This is a genomic window from Curtobacterium sp. VKM Ac-1376 (assembly GCF_015351025.1).
Lineage (GTDB): Bacteria > Actinomycetota > Actinomycetes > Actinomycetales > Microbacteriaceae > Curtobacterium.
The window spans coordinates 297,268-316,674 of record NZ_JADKRV010000002.1; the positions used below are offsets into that span (position 1 = coordinate 297,268).

The following is a 19,407-nucleotide window of genomic DNA, read 5'->3' on the forward strand; positions in this document are numbered from 1 at the left end:
TCAGCCGCGCGACCTGGGCACGAAACCGATACGGTCGTAGACCCGTGCCAGGGTGCCCTGGGCGATCGACTCGGCGCGGTCGGCACCGACCGCAAGCAGGCGGTCGAGCTCGGCCGGGTCGTCGAGCAGCTCGAGCGTGCGGGCGCGGACCGGTTCGAGCTCGGCCACGACGGCGTCGGCGACCTCGCCCTTCAGGTCGCCGTAGCCCTTGCCGGCGAACGATTCCTCGAGCGCGGCGATCGAGGTGCCGGTGAATGCCGACAGGATCGACAGCAGGTTCGTCACACCGGGCTTGGCCTGGCGGTCGGCCCGGATCTCGCGCTCGGCGTCGGTGACGGCCGACTTGATCTTCTTCGCGGTGCGCTTCGGGTCGTCGAGCAGGCGGATGAGGCCGTTGTCCGACGCTGCGGACTTGCTCATCTTGCTGGTCGGGTCCTGCAGGTCGTAGATGCGCGCGGTCTCGGTCAGGATCCGTGCCTCGGGCGTGACGAAGGTGTCACCGAACCGCGAGTTGAAGCGCCCGGCCAGGTCGCGCGTGAGCTCGACGTGCTGTCGCTGGTCGTCGCCCACCGGCACGACCCTGGTGTCGTAGAGCAGGATGTCCGCGGCCATCAGGATCGGGTAGGTGAAGAGTCCGACCGATGCGGCCTCGGCACCCTGGCGCGCCGACTTGTCCTTGAACTGGGTCATCCGGCTCGCCTCGCCGAAGCCCGTCAGGGTGTTGAGCACCCATGCCAGTTCGGCGTGCGCGGGCACGTGGGACTGCACGAACAGCGTCGCCTTGGACGGGTCGATGCCCGAGGCGATGTACTGCGCAGCGGTGGCCCGGGTGTTCGCGCGGAGCTCGGCCGGGTCCTGGGGCGAGGTGATCGCGTGCATGTCGACGACGCAGTAGATCGCGTCGTGGTCGTCGAGCAGGGTCCTCCACTGCATGAGCGCCCCGACGTAGTTGCCGAGGTGCAGCGATCCGGCGGACGGCTGGATGCCCGAGAAGATGCGGGTCTTGGTCATGGTGGTGCTCCGGTGCGTCAGGTGAAGCGAGAGAAGAGGGGTCAGAGTTCGTAGTCGACGACCACGGGGGCGTGGTCGGACCATCGCTGGTCGTACGCCGCGGCGCGGTCGACCGTGTACTCCGTGACCTTGGCAGCCAGGTCGGGCGTCGCCATCTGGTAGTCGATGCGCCAACCGGTGTCGTTGTCGAACGCCTGACCGCGCCACGACCACCATGTGAACGGGCCGTCGACGTCGCCGGCCTGGGCGCGACCCACGTCGACCCAACCGAGCCCGGGGCCCGTGGAGCCGTCGGCACCCTCGACCGGTTCGCCGTCGGCGCCGAAGAACCGCGAGAAGTAGGCGCGCTCGCGCGGCAGGAAGCCGGCTCGCTTGACGTTGCCCTTCCAGTTCTTGATGTCGCGTTCGTCGTGCCCGACGTTCAGGTCACCGACGACGACCGCGAGCGGGTTGTGCTCGCGGAGCGCCGGCAGCCGCTCGGTCATCGCGTCGAGGAACTTCCACTTCTCGTCCTGCTTCGGGGTGTCGACCTCGCCCGAGTGCACGTAGGTGGAGACCACCGTGACCGTCGTGCCACCGATCTCGTAGTCGGCCTCGAGCCAGCGGCCGGCCGAGTCGAAGTCGTCCGGGCCGAGCGCCACGCGGTGGAGCTGGGCACGCCTGTGTCCAGCACCGTGTCGGGACGCGATCGCGACACCGGCCCGGCCCTTCGCGGTGGCTGGGTCGTGCACGATGTCCCACTCGTCACCGAGCAGCGCCGCCAGGTCGTCGCTCGACGCGCGCACTTCCTGCAGGGCCAGCACGTCGACGTCGCGGGTGGCGAGCCAGTCGCCCATGCCCTTGCGGAAGGCGGCGCGGACGCCGTTCACGTTGACGGATGCGAGGCGCAGGCGTGTCATGCAGAACACCTTATCGGCGGGTGCCGACAGCCCTGGACGCCTCCACGGACGCACGGGAGGCACGGTGCCAGCCGGCACCGTTGCCTCCCGTCCGCTCTGTGGTCGCGTGCAGGACGCGACCTGCGCGATCAGGCCGCGTCGTGGTCCGTCTTCAGGAACTCGACCAGGCTGTCCGCGGTGGTCTCGGCGTCGTCGCCCGACACGGTGAGGGTGACCTCGTCGCCGTTCTCGATGCCGAGCCCGAGCAGGGCGAGGATGCTGCCGGCGTTCCCGGACTTGTCGCCCTTGGCGATCGTGACCTGGTGCCCCGACGCCGTCACGGTCTGGACGAAGAGGGATGCGGGGCGAGCGTGCAGGCCGGATGCGCTGGCGACGGTCACGGTGCGGGTGGCTTCGGACATCGATGTACTCCTGTCGATGGGTGGTTGGCTCATGCTAGCGAGCGCTGGGTGGGCGGGAACGGGGCACGGTCAGGGTCGGCCGGGCCAGAAGACCTCGGTGCCGGCGGCCTCGACCTCGCGGACCAGGTCGAGGTTGACGGCGGGGTCGGTGATGATCGTGTCGATCGCGGCGAGCGGGGCGACGCGACCGAACTCCTCACGGCCGAACTTGGTGTGGTCGGCGAGCAGGATGCTCCGGCGGGCGGACTTGATCATCGCGCTCTTCACGGCGGCCTCGGCCATGTTGTGGGTCGTCAGGCCGCGCTCCGGGGTGATCCCGTTGATGCTGATGAACGCGACGTCGACGCTCACCATGCCGATCAGCTGGTGCGTCCAGGTCCCGACGCCGGCCAGGGAGTCGCTGCGGATGTTCCCGCCGAGCAGGTGCAGGTCGATGCCCGGGCGGTTCGCGACGGCGGTGGCGACGGGGAGCGAGTGCGTGACGACCGTGAGCCCGCGGTCGGTCGGCAGCATCTCGGCCAGGCAGATGGTCGAGGTGCCGGCGTCGATCATGACCGAGCCGTTCTCGGGCAGTTCCGCCAGGGCGGCCTCGGCGATGACCATCTTCTCGGTCTGGTTGATGCCGCCGCGGTCGCCGACGCCCGGGTGCAGGGTGATCCGCTCGACGGGGATGGCACCGCCGTGAGCGCGTCGGACGAGGCCGCGGCGCTCGAGACTCGTCAGGTCGCGACGGATGGTCTCCGGCGTGACCGCGAGCAGCTCGGCCAGTTCCTTGACGTCCACCCGGCCCTGAGCGCGCGCCTGCTCGACGATGCGCTGGTGGCGTTCTGGTGCGTACATCGGACCTCGTCGTCTCGGTCGGAACGGAACGGACATGCTCGGGCACGGTATCGGCGCCGTCGCCGGCCGCGGTCGATCCGCCAGACGCAAACGGGCATCTGTTTCTGTATTTTTATCCCCGGATGTGTTTGTTTGTCAACGCGGATCGGGGTAGTGTGCTGCTCAGCCGCACGGATGTGGTCCGTCTCCGTGTCGCGTACACCGAACGAACCACCCGGCATGAACACCCCACCGCAAGCGCGTGTGAGATGAAGGAGTCTCGAATGTCCGAACTGCTCGGCACCGGCGTCGGCCGTGGCGTGGCCCACGGCCCCGTGCTCCGGATGGCTGACCCGCTCGGCGAACCGTCGAAGGACGCCCTGGTGGGTTCGGCGGACGACGCGAAGCAGGCCGTGCACGACGCACTGGCCGCCGTGGCGGACGACCTCAACAGGCGCGGGCAGCTCGCCGGTGGTGACGCCCAGGCAGTGCTCGAGGCCCAGGCGCTCATGGCGCAGGACCCCACGCTCCTCGACGACGTGCACACCCGCATCGACGGCGGCACCAACGCCGAGCGTGCTGTCCACGAGGCGTTCGCCCAGTTCCGCGACCTGCTCGTCGGCATGGGCGGCTACATGGGCGAGCGCGCAGCCGACCTCGACGACGTCGCCCAGCGCATCGTCGCGAAGCTCCGCGGCGTGCACGCCCCCGGTGTCCCCGAGTCGGACGCCCCCTTCGTGCTCGTCGCCCGTGACCTCGCTCCGGCCGACACCGCCCTGCTCGACCTCGACAAGGTGCTCGCACTCGTCACCCGCGACGGCGGCCCGACCTCGCACACCGCGATCCTCGCTCGCGCCAAGGGCATCACCGCGATCGTCGGCGTCACCGGCGCCGACGACCTGGTGGACGGGCAGCACGTCGTCGTCGACGCGATCGCCGGCACGGTCGTGACGGACCCCGACGCCGCGCTGGTCGCGGACGTCGAGCGCCGCATCGCCGACCGCCTCGCCGCTGCCGCTGCGCCGCTCACCGCCGGTGCGCTCGCCGACGGTCACGTCGTGCCCCTGCTCGCGAACCTCGGCAGCCCCGCCGACGCCGCCGGCGCCGTTGCTCTCGGTGCGGAGGGCGTGGGGCTCTTCCGCACCGAGTTCCTCTTCCTCGACTCGCCGAAGGCCCCCACGGTCGACGAGCAGACCGAGTCGTACCGCCAGCTCCTCGCGGCGTTCCCCGGCAAGAAGGTCGTCGTGCGCGCGCTCGACGCCGGCGCCGACAAGCCCCTGCCGTTCCTCACCGACAAGGACGAGGAGAACCCGGCCCTCGGGCGCCGCGGCCTGCGTGCCCTGCGGAACCACCCCGAGGTCCTGCGCGACCAGCTCACCGCGCTCGCCCAGGCCGACGCCGCGACCGAGGCCGACCTGTGGGTCATGGCCCCGATGGTCGCCGACGCCGAGGAGACCGAGTACTTCGTCACCCTGGCCCGCGAGCTCGGCATCCGTACCGCGGGCGTCATGGCCGAGGTGCCGTCGCTCGCGCTGATGGCCGAGCAGGTGTTCCAGAACGCCGACTTCGTGTCGATCGGCACGAACGACCTGACCCAGTACACGATGGCCGCCGACCGCATGCTCGGCACCGTCGCGTCCTACCAGGACCCGTGGCACCCCGCCGTCCTGCGCCTCGTCGCGCAGCTCGGCACCGCGGGCGCCACCGCCGGCAAGGCCGTCGGGATCTGCGGCGAGGCAGCAGCCGACCCGCTGCTCGCCGTCGTCCTGGTCGGTCTCGGGGCCACCACCCTCTCCATGACCCCCGCGGCCCTGGCCGACGTGCGCGCCGAACTCGGTCGCTACACGCTCGAACAGGCCCGCGAGATGGCGACGGCGGCACTCGCCGCGAGCACGGCGGCGGCCGCGAAGTCCGCTGCCGCGTCCGCGGTGCACCCCGCCTGACCCACCACCCCCCAGCACCACCCGATCCCAGCACACCCGACCCCAGCACCACCATCCCCATCACACCGCAGCAGCTCCACCACACAGAAAGTCACCGCACATGACAACGTCGTCCGTTGCAGCGCCCGACGCACCCGCGAAGTCGCGGGGCGGCGGACGCGTCGCCGTTCAGAAGTTCGGCACGTTCCTCTCCGGCATGGTCATGCCCAACATCGCGATCTTCATCGCGTGGGGCATCATCACCGCCTTCTTCATCGAGACCGGCTGGACGCCCGTCGGCGTCCTCGGCGGGTTCGGTGAGACGGCCGGCGTCGCCAACCCCGGCCTCGTCGGCCCGATCCTGACCTACCTGATCCCGCTCGCGATCGCCATCCAGGGCGGCCGGATGGTCTACGACACCCGCGGTGCAGTCGTCGGTTCGATCATGACCATGGGCGTCATCATCGGCGCCAACGGCACGACGATGATCCTCGGCGCGATGATCTGCGGGCCGCTCGGTGCCTACCTGATCAAGCAGATCGACAAGATCTGGGACGGCAAGATCAAGCCCGGCTTCGAGATGCTCGTCAACAACTACGCGGCCGGGATCCTGGGCTTCGGCCTCGCGATGGTCGGCTTCTTCTGGCTCGCGCCGCTGTTCAAGCTCATCGCCGAAGGCCTCGGCGACATGGTGGACTTCCTCGTGCAGCACTCGCTCCTGCCGATCGCCAGTGTCATCATCGAGCCGGCCAAGGTGTTCTTCCTGAACAACGCCATCAACCACGGTGTGCTCGACCAGCTCGGGGCTGACCAGGTGAAGGAGTCGGGCAAGAGCATCCTGTTCCTGCTCGAGGCGAACCCCGGCCCCGGCCTCGGTCTGCTGCTCGCCTTCACCTTCTTCGGTGTCGGCATCGCCCGCTCGACCGCTCCCGGCGCGATCATCATCCAGTTCTTCGGTGGCATCCACGAGATCTACTTCCCGTACGTGCTGCAGAAGCCGATCCTGTTCATCGCCGTCATCCTCGGTGGTGCCACGGGCGTCGCGACGAACGTCGCGTTCCAGTCCGGGCTCGTCGCCCCCGCGTCGCCGGGTTCGATCTTCGCGGTGCTCGGAGCGACGGAGCGCAACAGCTTCCTCGGCGTCATCCTGTCGGTCATCCTGTCCGCGGCGGTCTCGTTCGCGGTCTCGTCCTTCTTCCTCCTCGCCAGCCGCAAGCGCGACCTGGCGAACGGCGGCGGCGACATGAGCGCCGCGATGGCGAAGCTCCAGGCCAACAAGGGCCGTGACGTCAACGCGGCGACCTCCGGCCTGCTCGGCAACAACTCCCCGGCCAACGAGGAAGAGGCCGAGGCCTCCCTCGGCGGCGTCGGCTCGGCGAGCACGGCGACGGCGACGAAGGTCCAGAACCTGGTCTTCGCCTGCGACGCCGGCATGGGCTCGAGCGCGATGGGCGCCAGCGTCCTGCGCAACAAGATCAAGAAGGCGGGCATCGAAGGGGTCACGGTCTCCAACAAGGCGATCGCGAACCTGTCCGGTGACGAGGACCTGATCATCACGCAGGAAGAACTGACGGACCGCGCCAAGCAGAAGAACCCGAACGCGCAGCACGTGTCGGTCGGCAACTTCATGAACGCGCCGCAGTACGACCAGGTCGTCGAGCAGCTGAAGAACCAGTAACGCCACAACCAGTAACGAAGTGCAGTATCGGAGGGGACGGGTCTGACCCGTCCCCTCCATCACGTCCTCAACACAAGGAGAACCCCCGATGCCCGTCCTGCAGGAGAGCCAGATCCGCATCCACACCGAGGACACCGCGCCGACCAAGTCGGAAGCGATGAAGGAGGCGGCCGAGATCCTCGAAGCTGCGGGCTCGGTCACGGCCGACTACTACCCGGCGATGCTCGAGCGCGAGAAGAGCGTGTCCACGTACATGGGCAACTTCCTCGCCATCCCGCACGGCACCAACGACGCCAAGGACGCCATCAAGTCCTCCGCCCTGTCGTTCATCCGCTACGCCAGCCCGATCGACTGGGACGGCAACCCCGTGCGCTTCGTCGTCGGCATCGCCGGCGTGAACAACGAGCACCTCGACATCCTGTCGAAGATCGCGATCGTGTTCTCCGATGAGGACGAGGTCCAGAAGCTCACCGACGCCGCGGACACCGCCGCGATCCTGTCGATCCTCGGCGAGGTGAACGAGTGAGCACCAGCACCGCCGTCCACTTCGGCGCCGGCAACATCGGCCGGGGGTTCGTCGGGCTGCTGCTCCACGAGGCCGGGTACGAGGTCGTCTTCGCCGACGTCGCTGCCCCGCTCATCGACGCCCTGGCTGCCGCCGACTCGTACACGGTGCACGAGGTCGGGGCGGGCGCCCAGGACCACGAGGTCACGAACTTCCGTGCGCTGAACAGCGCGCAGGACGAGGACGGGGTGGTCGCCGAGATCGCCGCCGCCGCGATCGTCACCTGCGCCGTGGGCCCGAACGTCCTGCGGTTCATCGCCCCGGTCATCGCCCGCGCGCTCGTCGCCCGCGCCGCCGCCGCCGCGCCGATCGCCGTGATGGCGTGCGAGAACGCCCTCAACGCCACCGACCGACTGCGCGAGTTCATCGTCGCCGCCCTGCCGGAGGACGGCCGCGACGAGGCGCTGGCGAAGGCAGTCTTCGCGAACACCGCGGTCGACCGCATCGTGCCCGCGCAGCCCGAGGGCGGCGGACTCGACGTGACCGTCGAGACCTACTACGAGTGGGCGATCGACCGCACGCCGTTCGGCGGGAACGAGCCGGAGATCCCCGGGGTGCACTACGTCGACGGCCTCGCCGCGTCCATCGAGCGCAAGCTGTTCACGGTGAACACCGGTCACGCCACCGTCGCGTACCACGGCTTCGTCGCCGGGGCCGACAAGATCTCCGACGCCATCGCGATCCCCGCCGTGCGCTCCGCACTCGAGTCCGTGCTCGCCGAGACGAGCGACCTGCTCATCCGACGGCACGAACTCGACCCCGAGGTACACCGGGCCTACGTGCAGGCCATCATCGGCCGGTTCGAGAACCCGCACCTGCCCGACACCGTGACCCGTGTCGGCCGCCAGCCGCTCCGGAAGCTGTCGCGCGACGAGCGGTTCGTCTCGCCCGCCGCCGCGCTGGCCGAGGACGGCACGGAGCCGACGGCGCTGCTGGACGCGATGGGTGCGGCCCTGCGCTTCGACGTCGTGGACGACGAGCAGAGCGTCGAACTGCAGGCCCTGCTGGCGTCGGATGCATCCGACGCGGACGTCGCCACGCAGATCACCGGTCTCGCTGCGGAGCACCCGCTGCACGCCGCCTTCACGGACCGGATCCGGTCCGCACGCGCCTGACGACGTCAGCACCGACGAACGGGAGGCCCGTCACCAGCTGGTGACGGGCCTCCCGTCCGTCCACCGGTTGCCTCGACCACCGTGGGCCGCGACGCGTACCGTCGCCCCCATGGCGAAGCACTGGGTGGCCCCGCGGTTCGGCGGCAGCGAAGTCCTGGAGTCCGTCGACACCGAGGTGCCGGCGCCCGGCCCCGGCGAGGTCACGATCGCCGTCCGCGCCGCCGGCATGAACCCGGCGGACACGAAGCACACCCGCCAGGGCGACCCCGCGGACCTGCCCATCGCCATCGGGTACGAGGTCGCCGGGGTCCTGTCCGCCGTCGGTCCCGACACCCGGATCGCGTCCGGCGGGGGAGCGGTCGGCGACGAGGTCCTCGCCTTCCGCATCAGCGGCGGCTGGGCCGAGTCGGTCACGGTGCCCGCGGCCGACGTGTTCGCCAAGCCCGCCTCGCTCGGGTTCCCGGAGGCCGCGAACCTGCTCCTCGCCGGCTCGACCGCCGCCGACATGCTCCGCGTCAGCCGCGCCGAGGGGCGCGACACCGTCCTGGTGCACGGCGCCTCGGGCGCGGTCGGTGTCAGCCTGCTCCAGCAGCTGCGGCTGCTCGGCACCCGCGTCATCGGCACCGCGTCGGAGCATGGTGCGGACGTCGTGCGACGCTTCGGTGGCGAGGGGGTCGCGTACGGCGACGGCCTGGAGGCGCGTGTCCGTGATCTCGCACCCTCCGGCATCGACGTGGCACTGGACTGCGTCGGCACCGACGAGGCCGTCGACGTCTCGCTCGCGTTGGTCGCGGACCGATCGCGGATCGTGACGATCGCCGCGCCGGCCCGGGCCGCGTCGGACGGGATCGCCGCGGTGGGTGGGCCCGACCGGCGAGCAAGGCCTTCCGCGACTCGGTGCGGCAGCGGCTCATCGACCTCGCCGGTGCCGGGCACCTCGAGGTGCCGGTGGCACGGACGTTCCCGCTGTCCGAGGCGAAGGCCGCGGCGGAGCTGCTGGAGTCCGGGCACCCCGGGGGCAAGCTCGCGCTGCTGCCCTGAGGGGGAACCGGTGTCGTCCGCTCGGATGACCCGCATCGGTGCGGGGGAGTGCCACACTGTGGACCGACAGCCCCGCGCCGGAAGGAACCACGAACATGAGCGACCAGTACCCACCTCGGGACCCGTACGGGCAGCAGCCGGGGCCGTACGGTCACCAGCCGGGGCCGTACGGCCAGCGGCCCGGTCCGTACGGGCAGCCTGGGCAGTACGGCCAGCCCGGTCAGGGCCAGCCGGGTCCGGGGAAGTCCGCGCCGCCGCTCTGGGCACCCTGGCACGGCATCCCGTTCCCCCAGGCGTTCCTGCGGTTCTGGAAGAAGTACGTGCGGTTCGACGGCCGGGCCAGCCAGTCGGAGTACTGGTTCTGGGCGCTCTGGTACCTGATCGGTTCCGCGGCGGCAGGCATCATCGGCAGCGGCTTCGACGTGCTGCCGTTCGTCGACGACGGTTCGGACGGGCTGGGCAGCCTCTGGAGCCTGGCCTGCGCGCTCGGCTTCATCGCGCTGACGGTGCGACGGCTGCACGACGTGAACCTCAGCGGTCTGCTCGCACTGCTGTTCATCATCCCGCCGATCGGCATCCTGTTCTCGTTGATCATCGGCCTGGTCTCGGCGAACCCGCAGGGGCGGCAGTACGACCGCCCGCAGCAGGGGTAGCGCGCCGTCACGGTCCCGACGGAGCCTCAGGAGTTCTGGTTGACTCGAACACGAACATCAGCCAACACTCGAGGGGGACCACGTGAGCGACCAGTACCCGCAGAATCCGACCGGCCAGCCGAACGCGCAGTTCGGCGGCGCCCCGCAGTACGGCCAGCAGCCGCCGACCGGACCGAACGGCGAACCGCCGCTCTGGGCGCCGTGGTACGGGATCTCGTTCGGCAAGGCCGTGAGCCGGTTCTTCAAGAAGTACGCCACGTTCAGCGGGCGCGCGAGCCGCAGTGAGTTCTGGTGGTGGTACCTGGCGAACGTCATCGTCGGCATCGTCCTCGGCATCCTGTACACGATCGGCTTCGCCACCTCGGAGCGCTCGACCGTGTCGATGTCGTCCGCGACGTCGGCCAGTGTCCAGTCGACCGTCACCGAGCCGTCGGCGCTGTTCATCATCGCCGGCATCCTGTCGCTGCTCTGGTTCCTGGCGATCATCGTGCCGTCGCTCGCCCTCGGGTGGCGCCGCCTGCACGACGCCAACCTGTCGGGTGCGCTGTGGATCATCGCGATCTTCGTGAACATCGTCGGTCTGGTCTTCGGCCTGCTGCCCTCGAACCCGGAGGGTGCGCGCTTCGACCGGCCCGACGGCAGCCGATGACCAACGACGGGACCCCGCAGTGGGGGCAGCCGGACCAGGGCCAGCAGCCGGGGTACGGGCAGCAGCCCGGGTACGGCCAGCAGCCGGGGTACGGCCAGCAGCCGGCGTACGGCCAGCAGCCGGGGTACGGCCAGCAGCCGTTCGCCCAGCCCTACGCTGACCCGTACCCACAGTTCGCGCAGCCGATCCCGGTCGGCCCCGACGGCGTCCCGCCGCTCTGGGCACCGTGGTACGGCATCGGGTTCCTCGACGCGTTCCTCCGGTTCTTCAAGAAGTACGCACGCTTCGACGGGCGTGCCAGCCGGAGCGAGTTCTGGTTCTGGGTGCTCGCCAACGCCATCGTGACGATCGTGCTGTTCGGCGGGTTCTACGCGATCCTCATCGCGTCGATCGTGTCGAGCTCCACGGTCGACGAGTACGGCACCACAACGGGGAGCAGCGCACCGTCGCCGTTCGCCTTCGTCCTGCTCGGGCTGTACTTCCTGTGGTGGCTCGCCACGATCGTGCCGACGTTCGCCCTCGGGTGGCGTCGCGTGCACGACGCCAACCTGGCCGGACCGTTCTGGCTCATCACGCTGGCCACAGGAGCCGCGGGCATCGTCTTCGGGTGCCTGCCCCCGAACCCGGGCGGCGCGCAGTACGACCGCCCCGACCAGCAGTAGCACCGGCAACGAGAACAGCCCGCCCCACGCGTCGAGCGTGCGGCGGGCTGTTCTCGTGACCCGTGAGTCGGAGGGGTCAGACCACCCGGAGGCGGACGAGCGCGCCGTCGACGACCAGATCACGCACGGTGGCGGCCGGGTCGGCGATCTGGAAGCGCAGCGCGCCACCGGGCTGCTCGAACCACGGCTGCACGAAACGGACGTTCACCAGGAACGGGCGATCGACGACGTAGCGGTGGGTCTCCGGCGACGAGGAGACGTGCGGCGGCAGTGACCGGCTCGGCAGCGGAGTGTCGAGCGGGTGCAGCAGGTACCCGTCCGGTCCACCGATGCGGTCGACGGGGACACCGGCCGGGATCTGGATCGTCAGGCCCTGTTCGCCGGCCTGCGCGACCTGCTGCGCCAGCTGCGGGTAGGTCGTCGCGGCACGGTCACGAAGCCCGTCGAGCTCGTGGCGCGGGATGTCGCGCGGGGCGGGGAACGGACGGTTCAGGAAGCGACGGAGCATCTCCACCGCGTCGTCCTCGCCCGTGGCCTGCGCCAGCCGTCGAGCCGTGCCGTAGTCGACGACCTCGAGCGCGTAGCCGGAGGCGTCGGTCTGGACGATGCGGAGCGCCCCCTCGACCGGCGGCTCGTGCAGGGTCTCACCGGGGAGCTGCACGTACCGGGTCGTGTAGCCGAGTTGGTCGAGGATGGGGCGGGTGTCCGCGAACGTCATGATCGGGAGCCTATCGGTCGGCGTGATGCGGAGCCTTGGACGGAGCCGGGACTACGCCCGGCCGCGCATGATCGCCTGCTTGACCTCGGAGATCGCCTTCGTCACCTGGATGCCACGGGGGCAGGCGTCGGTGCAGTTGAAGGTCGTTCGGCAGCGCCAGACACCTTCCTTGTCGTTGAGGATGTCGAGACGCACGTTCGCCGCGTCGTCGCGCGAGTCGAAGATGAAGCGGTGCGCGTTCACGATCGCGGCGGGCCCGAAGTACTGCCCGTCGGTCCAGAAGACCGGGCAGGACGAGGTGCACGCGGCGCAGAGGATGCACTTCGTGGTGTCGTCGAAGCGGGCACGGTCGGCGACGGACTGCACGCGCTCCTTGCCCGGCGTCGGGGCGACCGAGGATTGCAGGAACGGCTGGACCTCACGGTAGGACTGGAAGAAGGGTTCCATGTCGACGACGAGGTCCTTCTCGAGCGGCAGGCCCTTGATCGCCTCGACGTAGATCGGCTTCGAGACGTCGAGGTCCTTGATCAGGGTCTTGCACGCCAGCCGGTTCCGCCCGTTGATGCGCATGGCGTCCGAGCCGCAGACACCGTGTGCGCAGGAGCGGCGGAAGGTCAGTGAGCCGTCCTGCTCCCACTTGATCTTGTGCAGGGCGTCGAGGATGCGATCGGTCGGCAGCATCATGACGTCGAAGTCCTGCCAGCGCGGCTCGTCGTCGACGTCGGGGTCGAAACGGCGGACGATGACCGTGACGGAGAACGATCCGGGAGGGGCGTCCTGCACGGTGTCGGTGCGGGGTGCGTCGGAGACCAGGGTGTCGGTCATCTCAGTACTTCCTCTCCATCGGCTCGTAGCGCGTCACGACGACGGGCTTCCAGTCGAGCGTGATGTGGTCGTCGGCGAGTGACGAGTGCGGATCGCCCGTCAGGTACGCCATGGTGTGCTGCATGTAGTTCTCGTCGTCGCGCTTCGGGTAGTCGTCGCGCATGTGGCCCCCGCGGCTCTCCTTGCGGTTCCGTGCCGAGTAGACCACGACCTCGGCGAGGTCGAGCAGGAACCCGAGCTCGACGGCCTCGAGCAGGTCGGTGTTGAAGCGCTTGCCCTTGTCCTGCACGGAGACCTGCATGAAGCGGTTGCGGAGCGTGTGCAGGGTCTCGGTGACGCGGGCGAGGGACTCGTCGGTGCGGAACACCTGGGCGTTCTTGTCCATCTCCTCCTGCAGCTCCTTGCGCAGGGCGGCGACGCGCTCGGTGCCGGTGGAGGCACGGAGCTGGTCGAGCATCCCGCGCACAGCGGCAGCGGGGTCCTCGGGCAGGGGGAGGAACTCGGCCGTCTTGACCCACTCGGCGGCGTTGTTGCCCGAACGCTTGCCGAAGACGTTGATGTCGAGGAGCGAGTTGGTGCCGAGTCGGTTCGACCCGTGCACCGAGACGCAGGCGCACTCGCCGGCGGCGTAGAGGCCGGGGACGACGGTGGTGTTGTCGTACAGCACCTCGGCGTCGGTGTTGGTCGGGATGCCGCCCATCGCGTAGTGCGCCGTCGGCATGACGGGCACCGGCTCGACGACGGGGTCGACGCCGAGGTAGGTACGGGCGAACTCGGTGATGTCGGGGAGCTTCGTCTCGAGGACCTCGGCACCGAGGTGTGTGCAGTCGAGCAGCACGTAGTCCTTGTTCGGACCGGCGCCGCGACCCTCGGCCACCTCCTGCACCATGCAGCGCGCGACGATGTCGCGTGGTGCGAGGTCCTTGATGGTGGGGGCGTACCGCTCCATGAAGCGCTCACCCGAGGCGTTGCGGAGGATCGCGCCCTCGCCGCGGGCGCCCTCGGTCAGCAGGATGCCGAGACCGGCGAGCCCGGTCGGGTGGAACTGGAAGAACTCCATGTCCTCGAGCGGCAGGCCCTTGCGCCAGATGATGCCGACGCCGTCGCCGGTGAGGGTGTGCGCGTTCGACGTGGTCTTGTACATCTTGCCGAAGCCGCCGGTCGCGAAGATCATCGCCTTGGCGTGGAAGACGTGCAGCTCACCGGTCGCGAGCTCGAACGCGACGACGCCGGCCGGCTGCTGACGGGTGACCCCGTCCTCGCCCACCACGTCGACCATGATGAGGTCGAGCGCGTAGAACTCGTTGTAGAACTCGACGCCGAGCTTCACGCAGTTCTGGAACAGCGTCTGCAGGATCATGTGGCCCGTGCGGTCCGCGGCGTAGCAGGCCCGGCGCACCGGGGCCTTGCCGTGGTCGCGGGTGTGGCCACCGAAGCGCCGCTGGTCGATCTTGCCCTCGGGGGTGCGGTTGAACGGCAGGCCCATGTTCTCGAGGTCGATGACGGCGTCGATCGCCTCCTTCGCCAGGATCTCGGCGGCGTCCTGGTCGACCAGGTAGTCACCGCCCTTGATCGTGTCGAAGGTGTGCCACTCCCACGAGTCCTCTTCGACGTTCGCCAGGGCCGCGGCCATGCCGCCCTGTGCCGCACCGGTGTGGGAGCGGGTCGGGTACAGCTTCGAGATGACGGCCGTCTTCGCCTTCGGGCCGGCCTCGATCGCGGCGCGCATGCCCGCGCCTCCGGCGCCGATGATGACGATGTCGAACTGGTGGTGGTGGACGGTGGTCTCGGTCACAGGGGTCTTTCCGTCGACGGTGGGAAGGGCAGCAGCGCTGGTGGTGCTACTGCGCTGGGCAGAAGGAGGGCAGGTCCGCGGCGGCGGCACCGGCGGGGCACGGGTCGAAGGTCCAGCAGACGAGCAGCCCGAGGACGATCAGCACGGTGCACGCGACGAGGATCGCGGCCAGGAGCGTCTTCCGGATGCCCGGCTTCGCCACGTAGTCGTTGACGATCGTGCGCATGCCGTTCGAGCCGTGGATGAGCGCGAGGACCAGCATGAGCGAGTCCCAGACCTGCCAGAAGGGGTTGGCCCACTTGCCGGCGACGAAGGCGAAGTCGATCTGCTTGACACCTTCGCCCGCCACCATGTTGACGAAGAGGTGGCCGAAGATCAGCACGACGAGCAGCACGCCCGAAGCGCGCATGTAGATCCAGCCCCACTTCTCCCAGTTGGTGGTGCTGCGGGCCGCTGCGGCCGAGCGGGGAGGTTCGACGATCTGTGTGGTCATCTCCGTGCCCCTCAGTTGAAGTCCGCGACGAGGTTCATGAGCTGGCGGGGCAGGAAGCCCGCGATCGCCACCGCCCACAGGACCATGACGATCCAGAACATGGCCCGCTGGTACTTCGGGCCCTTCGACCAGAAGTCGATCAGGATGATCCGCAGCCCGTTGAACGCGTGGAAGACGATGGCCATGACCAGCGCGATCTCGCCGATGTTCATGAGCGGGCTCTTGTACGTGCCGATCACCGCGTTGTACGCCTCTGGAGAGAGCCGAACGAGCGCCGTGTCGAGGATGTGCACGAGCAGGAAGAAGTAGATGGCGACGCCGGTGATGCGGTGGAGGACCCACGACCACATCCCGATCGAACCGCGGTAGAGCGTGCCCTGTGGCGTCCGGGAGGCTCGAGGAGCTTCTATCGAGACGTCGGGGACCACGGTCGCCGTACCCCCGCCGGTGTGCTCAGCCATGAGCTCGTCCTTCCATAGGACGGGCTCGCCCGATCGGCGAGCCCTTGCCGTTCGTGTTCGTGTGGAACACGACCCATCCTATGCGCGAGCGCTGACCTTCTCGTCCCGACCGGCCCGCAGGCCCCGTCCGACGGGCGGCGCGCCGATGGTGCGGGCCGTGTCGTGGTGGTCGAGGAGCTGGTCGCCGACGGCCTCCCACGTGGTCCCCTCGACGCGGAGCCGACCGGCCGAACCCATCCGCTCGGCCAGGGCACGGTCGTGGTGCAGCCGCAGGACGGCGTGCCGCAGGGCCTGCGGGGCATCGGCGTCGTAGAGCTCGCCGTCGAGCCCCGGCGCGACGAGGTCCAGCGGGCCGCCGGACGCCGGGGCGATCACGGGCAACCCGGAGGCGTGGGCCTCCTGCAGGGTCTGCCCGAAGGTCTCCGCCGGCCCGGTGTGCACGAACAGGTCGAGCGCCGCGTACGTGTCGGCGAGGGCGTCGCCGCGCAGGGGGCCGGTGAAGGTGACGTCGAGGTGCCGGAGCCGCCGTTCGAGCATCGCCCGCGAGGGGCCGCCGCCGGCGACGACGACGCGGATGCCGGGGACGCCGCCGAGTTCGGCGAGCCGCTCGACCTCCTTCTCCGGGGCCAGACGTCCGACGTACCCGACGATCGTCTCGCCGTTCGGGGCGAGACGACGGCGGAGGGCGCGGACGTGTCCGGACGTGCGACGCGACGGGTGGAACAGCTCGGTGTCGACCCCACGGCCCCAGCGTGCGACGCGGGGCACGCCGTCCTCGGCGAGCATCGCGGCGGTCGCGCTCGACGGCGCGAGCGTCAGCGAGGCGCCGGCGTGGATGCGACCGAGGATCTTGCGCACCAGCGGGACGGTCGCGGTCAGGCCGTTGCGGCGGGCGAACCCGGCCACGTCGGTCTGGAAGACGGCGACGGAGGGGATGCCGAGCCTCCCGGCCGCCGTGATGGCGCGCCCACCCAGCAGGAACGGACTGGCGGCGTGGAGCACGTCGGCGCCGGAGGCGGCGAGGATCGTGTCGAGGACGGGGTGGGGGAGCGCGACCGGGAACTGCCGGTACGCGACGGCGGGGACGCGGTGGACGTCGAAGGAGCGGTAGCGCTCGAGGGTGCTGCGGGACCGGAACTGCGCGAGCCCCGGGGTGTCCGGAGCGATCACGACCGCGCGGTGACCACGCCGTTCCAGGTGGTCGAGGACCGCCAGGACACTGGTGGTCACGCCGTTGAGGGTGGGCAGGAAGCTCTCGGTCACGACGGCGACGGTCCGGGGGGACGTGCCGCGCTCCACGCTGCGTGCGCTCATGGTGTTTCCCATGCTCCGCGCGTGACGTGACCCGGCGGGGCCGACGACGTGAACGGGACGCGCGCGCCGGGTGAACAACGCGACGGGCGACGCTGCGGGAGCCCGCATGCGGGAATCGTGCGGAGACCACCCAGGATCCGCCCGGTGGGACCGGTACGGTGAGCGCGTGGCTGACGCTCTCGAAGACTTCTACGCGATCATCCCCGCAGGGGGCATCGGATCGCGCCTGTGGCCGTTGTCGCGTGCGGACGCACCCAAGTTCCTGCACGACCTGACGGGCTCCGGCACCTCGCTGCTGCGGCAGACCTGGGACCGCCTGGCGCCGCTCGCCGGCGACCAGCGGATCATGGTCGTCACCGGCCGTGCGCACCGGGTCGCGGTGGAGTCGCAGCTGCCCGGCGTCGAGGACCACAACGTGGTGCTCGAGAGCGAGCCGAAGGACTCCACGGCGGCCATCGGGCTCGCCGCCGCGATCCTCGTCCGTCGCGAGCCCGACGTCGTCATCGGTTCGTTCGCAGCCGACCACGTGATCGGGGACGCCCGTGGCTTCCGACGCTCGGTGCGCGAGGCCGTCGCCGTCGCCCGCGCCGGCTACGTGACCACGATCGGCATCACCCCGACGGAGCCCGCGATCGGCTTCGGCTACATCAACGCCGACACCGTCGCGCTCGACATCGAGGGCGCCCCGACCGCGCACGCGGTGAAGTCGTTCGTCGAGAAGCCGGACCTCGACACCGCCCGCTCGTACGTCGAGCAGGGCAACTACCTCTGGAACGCCGGCATGTTCATCGCCCGCGCCGACGTGCTGCTGGCCGAGATCGGCCGGACGAAGCCGGAGCTGCTCGCGGGCATCAACGAGCTCGCCGACGCATGGGACACCTCGGCGCGCGGTGCCGTCGTGGACGCCGTCTGGCCCCTGCTCGAGAAGATCGCGATCGACTACACGGTCGCCGAACCCGCCGCGGCGGCCGGACGCATGGCGGTCGTCCCCGGTGACTTCGACTGGGACGACGTGGGCGACTTCGCCTCGCTCGCCAAGCTGCAGTCCGGCGGTCGGCCGAACAACCTCGCCGTGCTCGGGGACGGCGCCCGCATCCTGGCGGACTCGTCGAGCGGCATCGTGATCTCGCACAGCCAGCGGCTCATCTCGCTGATCGGGGTGGAGGACATCGTCGTCGTGGACACCCCCGACGCGCTGCTCGTGACCACCAGCGCCAACGCGCAGCGGGTCAAGAGCGTGGTGGATGCTCTCAAGATCAGCGGCCGCGGGGACGTCCTCTGACGCCGTCGTGCCGGGCTGCCGTCCGGTGATGTTCCAGGTGTAGGGTCGCTGGGGAGCGACATGGGGAGGACACGGGGGCGATGGTGGACCTCGAGTTCGACGCGGGGGACGCGTCAGCGCTGGCGAAGGCGGTACGGGCAGCGGCAGCGACCCTGCGCGGACAGGGCGGGAGCCGGTCGGGTGCGGCGGAGTCGGCACTGGCGGACTTCGCAGGCTCGTACGCCGACCGGTTCCGTGACGCCGTCGTCATCGAGGCCGAGGACCGCGGCAAGCTCGTCGGGGTCCTGACCGACCTCGCCTCCGGGATCGACCGAGCCGTTCAGCGCGTCGAGCAGGAGCGCGAGCACGCCCGCGAGCACGCCGCCTGGAAGGTCCGAGAATCCGAGCGTCAGCGGTCAACCGCGGACGCGCTCGCCGGACCGTTCTCCGGTGCGGCGGTCGACGTTCCGCTCCTCGTGCGCATGGGTCCAGGTCGACCGCGGCAGCATGCCGGCCGGCTTCGACCGCTACGCCCGGCACCACGAGGAGAGGAAGGCATCCGTGGACCCTGACACCGCGAAACAGCAGATGATCGACGCCATCGACGACGTCACTGGGCGTCTGGGCGGCGAGTGGAAGCCGCGAACTGGGCCCGATTACTCCGAGAGTTGCGGCTTGTCCGGAGGGGAGAAAGGTGCGCACTGGGTGTACCTCACCGGCCGGACTTCAAGCGGCGACTCGGAGGACCCGGAATCTGACGCGAAGGCGACGCTCGCCCGCTGGAAGTCCCAGGGCATGAAGGTCGAGCGCTGGGCTGACCCCGATGGGCCTGCGATCGTCGGCAGCGGTGGTGGTTCGATCGACTCCATCAACCTCTACGCGTTCCCGGGCAACTACACCGTCGAAGCCATCTCGCTGTGTTTCCCGGGTGACGCCGACGAACTCTGACCTCCAGAGATCCGCCGCTCCGACGACGTCCTGTAGCGCTCCACCGACAAACCCCTCGAACTGGGGGTCTGTGTGCGACCCTGCGTTACGGGCGCGTTTCGGCGGGGTCGCGATCCCGTAACCGATCCGCAGGACCCCCGCAACCGGTCCTGTACCGACCCGACGGTCGTGTACTGT

General features: G+C 70.0%; 21 protein-coding genes and 1 pseudogene. 12 read left to right on the top strand and 10 right to left on the bottom strand.

Annotated elements, in window-relative coordinates; genetic code table 11:
* The 4 genes from trpS to ITJ56_RS04380 form a co-directional block, all read right to left on the bottom strand.
* Complete coding sequence (trpS, locus tag ITJ56_RS04365) at nucleotides 1-1,011, bottom strand: tryptophan--tRNA ligase (protein ID WP_194628012.1); 1,011 nt, start codon at nucleotides 1,009-1,011, stop codon at nucleotides 1-3.
* Between the two features lie 41 nt (nucleotides 1,012-1,052).
* Nucleotides 1,053-1,910, bottom strand: a complete 858-nt coding sequence (locus ITJ56_RS04370; protein WP_194628014.1) for an exodeoxyribonuclease III — start codon at nucleotides 1,908-1,910, stop codon at nucleotides 1,053-1,055.
* 128 nt (nucleotides 1,911-2,038) lie between these two features.
* The gene (locus ITJ56_RS04375) at nucleotides 2,039-2,311 is read right to left on the bottom strand and encodes an HPr family phosphocarrier protein (RefSeq protein WP_022905912.1); all 273 of its coding nucleotides are present in this window, start codon (nucleotides 2,309-2,311) and stop codon (nucleotides 2,039-2,041) included.
* 69 nt (nucleotides 2,312-2,380) lie between these two features.
* Nucleotides 2,381-3,151, bottom strand: a complete 771-nt coding sequence (locus tag ITJ56_RS04380; protein WP_194628016.1) for a DeoR/GlpR family DNA-binding transcription regulator — start codon at nucleotides 3,149-3,151, stop codon at nucleotides 2,381-2,383.
* A gap of 263 nt (nucleotides 3,152-3,414) precedes the next feature.
* Between ITJ56_RS04380 and ptsP the strand changes: the two genes are divergently transcribed.
* From ptsP to ITJ56_RS04420, 9 genes and pseudogenes are all read left to right on the top strand, one after another.
* Complete coding sequence (gene ptsP, locus ITJ56_RS04385) at nucleotides 3,415-5,073, top strand: phosphoenolpyruvate--protein phosphotransferase (protein WP_194628018.1); 1,659 nt, start codon at nucleotides 3,415-3,417, stop codon at nucleotides 5,071-5,073.
* A 100-nt stretch (nucleotides 5,074-5,173) separates the two neighbouring features.
* A complete protein-coding gene (locus ITJ56_RS04390) occupies nucleotides 5,174-6,730 on the top strand; it encodes a PTS mannitol transporter subunit IICB (protein WP_194628020.1) in 1,557 nt (518 codons plus the stop codon).
* Nucleotides 6,731-6,818: 88 nt separating this feature from the next.
* Nucleotides 6,819-7,256, top strand: a complete 438-nt coding sequence (locus tag ITJ56_RS04395) for a PTS sugar transporter subunit IIA (protein WP_194628023.1) — start codon at nucleotides 6,819-6,821, stop codon at nucleotides 7,254-7,256.
* Complete coding sequence (locus ITJ56_RS04400; protein ID WP_194628025.1) at nucleotides 7,253-8,410, top strand: mannitol-1-phosphate 5-dehydrogenase; 1,158 nt, start codon at nucleotides 7,253-7,255, stop codon at nucleotides 8,408-8,410. Before ITJ56_RS04395 ends, ITJ56_RS04400 begins: the two co-directional genes overlap by 4 nt.
* Before the next feature lie 226 nt (nucleotides 8,411-8,636).
* Nucleotides 8,637-9,185 (top strand): annotated as a pseudogene (locus tag ITJ56_RS04405) (alcohol dehydrogenase catalytic domain-containing protein); the annotation flags it as partial.
* Nucleotides 9,186-9,208: 23 nt separating this feature from the next.
* On the top strand, nucleotides 9,209-9,451 hold the full coding sequence (locus ITJ56_RS18290) for a zinc-binding dehydrogenase (protein WP_323749720.1): 243 nt from the start codon (nucleotides 9,209-9,211) through the stop codon (nucleotides 9,449-9,451).
* Nucleotides 9,452-9,546: 95 nt separating this feature from the next.
* Entirely contained in the window at nucleotides 9,547-10,104 is a 558-nt protein-coding gene (locus tag ITJ56_RS04410) for a DUF805 domain-containing protein (protein ID WP_194628027.1), read from the top strand.
* Nucleotides 10,105-10,186: 82 nt separating this feature from the next.
* Nucleotides 10,187-10,753 (top strand): DUF805 domain-containing protein, encoded by a 567-nt coding sequence (locus ITJ56_RS04415; RefSeq protein ID WP_194628029.1) that lies wholly within the window; start codon nucleotides 10,187-10,189, stop codon nucleotides 10,751-10,753.
* A complete protein-coding gene (locus ITJ56_RS04420; protein WP_228517126.1) occupies nucleotides 10,750-11,415 on the top strand; it encodes a DUF805 domain-containing protein in 666 nt (221 codons plus the stop codon). The genes ITJ56_RS04415 and ITJ56_RS04420 overlap by 4 nt, the downstream gene beginning before the upstream one ends.
* Nucleotides 11,416-11,491: 76 nt before the next feature.
* Here the strand turns inward: ITJ56_RS04420 and ITJ56_RS04425 are convergent, their stop codons facing one another.
* The 6 genes from ITJ56_RS04425 to ITJ56_RS04450 form a co-directional block, all read right to left on the bottom strand.
* Nucleotides 11,492-12,133 carry a TNT domain-containing protein gene (locus ITJ56_RS04425; RefSeq protein ID WP_194628038.1) on the bottom strand — a complete coding sequence of 214 codons (642 nt, stop codon included), beginning with the start codon at nucleotides 12,131-12,133 and terminating at the stop codon, nucleotides 11,492-11,494.
* A 51-nt stretch (nucleotides 12,134-12,184) separates the two neighbouring features.
* Nucleotides 12,185-12,958, bottom strand: coding sequence for a succinate dehydrogenase iron-sulfur subunit (locus ITJ56_RS04430; protein WP_194628040.1), 774 nt, complete (start codon nucleotides 12,956-12,958; stop codon nucleotides 12,185-12,187).
* Nucleotide 12,959: 1 nt separating this feature from the next.
* Nucleotides 12,960-14,753, bottom strand: a complete 1,794-nt coding sequence (gene sdhA, locus ITJ56_RS04435) for a succinate dehydrogenase flavoprotein subunit (protein WP_194628042.1) — start codon at nucleotides 14,751-14,753, stop codon at nucleotides 12,960-12,962.
* A gap of 46 nt (nucleotides 14,754-14,799) precedes the next feature.
* Nucleotides 14,800-15,246: a succinate dehydrogenase, hydrophobic membrane anchor protein gene (gene sdhD, locus ITJ56_RS04440; protein ID WP_194628044.1), complete on the bottom strand. Its 447-nt coding sequence runs from the start codon at nucleotides 15,244-15,246 to the stop codon at nucleotides 14,800-14,802.
* Between the two features lie 11 nt (nucleotides 15,247-15,257).
* Nucleotides 15,258-15,707 (bottom strand): succinate dehydrogenase, cytochrome b556 subunit, encoded by a 450-nt coding sequence (gene sdhC / locus ITJ56_RS04445; RefSeq protein WP_228517127.1) that lies wholly within the window; start codon nucleotides 15,705-15,707, stop codon nucleotides 15,258-15,260.
* A gap of 78 nt (nucleotides 15,708-15,785) precedes the next feature.
* Nucleotides 15,786-17,021: a glycosyltransferase family 4 protein gene (locus ITJ56_RS04450; RefSeq protein WP_228517128.1), complete on the bottom strand. Its 1,236-nt coding sequence runs from the start codon at nucleotides 17,019-17,021 to the stop codon at nucleotides 15,786-15,788.
* Nucleotides 17,022-17,187: 166 nt separating this feature from the next.
* Between ITJ56_RS04450 and ITJ56_RS04455 the strand changes: the two genes are divergently transcribed.
* The 3 genes from ITJ56_RS04455 (at nucleotide 17,188) to ITJ56_RS04465 (ending at nucleotide 19,230) form a co-directional block, all read left to right on the top strand.
* Nucleotides 17,188-18,303 (top strand): mannose-1-phosphate guanylyltransferase, encoded by a 1,116-nt coding sequence (locus ITJ56_RS04455; protein ID WP_194628048.1) that lies wholly within the window; start codon nucleotides 17,188-17,190, stop codon nucleotides 18,301-18,303.
* Between the two features lie 80 nt (nucleotides 18,304-18,383).
* Nucleotides 18,384-18,854: a hypothetical protein gene (locus ITJ56_RS04460; RefSeq protein ID WP_194628050.1), complete on the top strand. Its 471-nt coding sequence runs from the start codon at nucleotides 18,384-18,386 to the stop codon at nucleotides 18,852-18,854.
* Nucleotides 18,844-19,230 carry a hypothetical protein gene (locus tag ITJ56_RS04465; RefSeq protein WP_194628052.1) on the top strand — a complete coding sequence of 129 codons (387 nt, stop codon included), beginning with the start codon at nucleotides 18,844-18,846 and terminating at the stop codon, nucleotides 19,228-19,230. The genes ITJ56_RS04460 and ITJ56_RS04465 overlap by 11 nt, the downstream gene beginning before the upstream one ends.
* The last annotated feature ends 177 nt before the right edge of the window (nucleotides 19,231-19,407 follow it).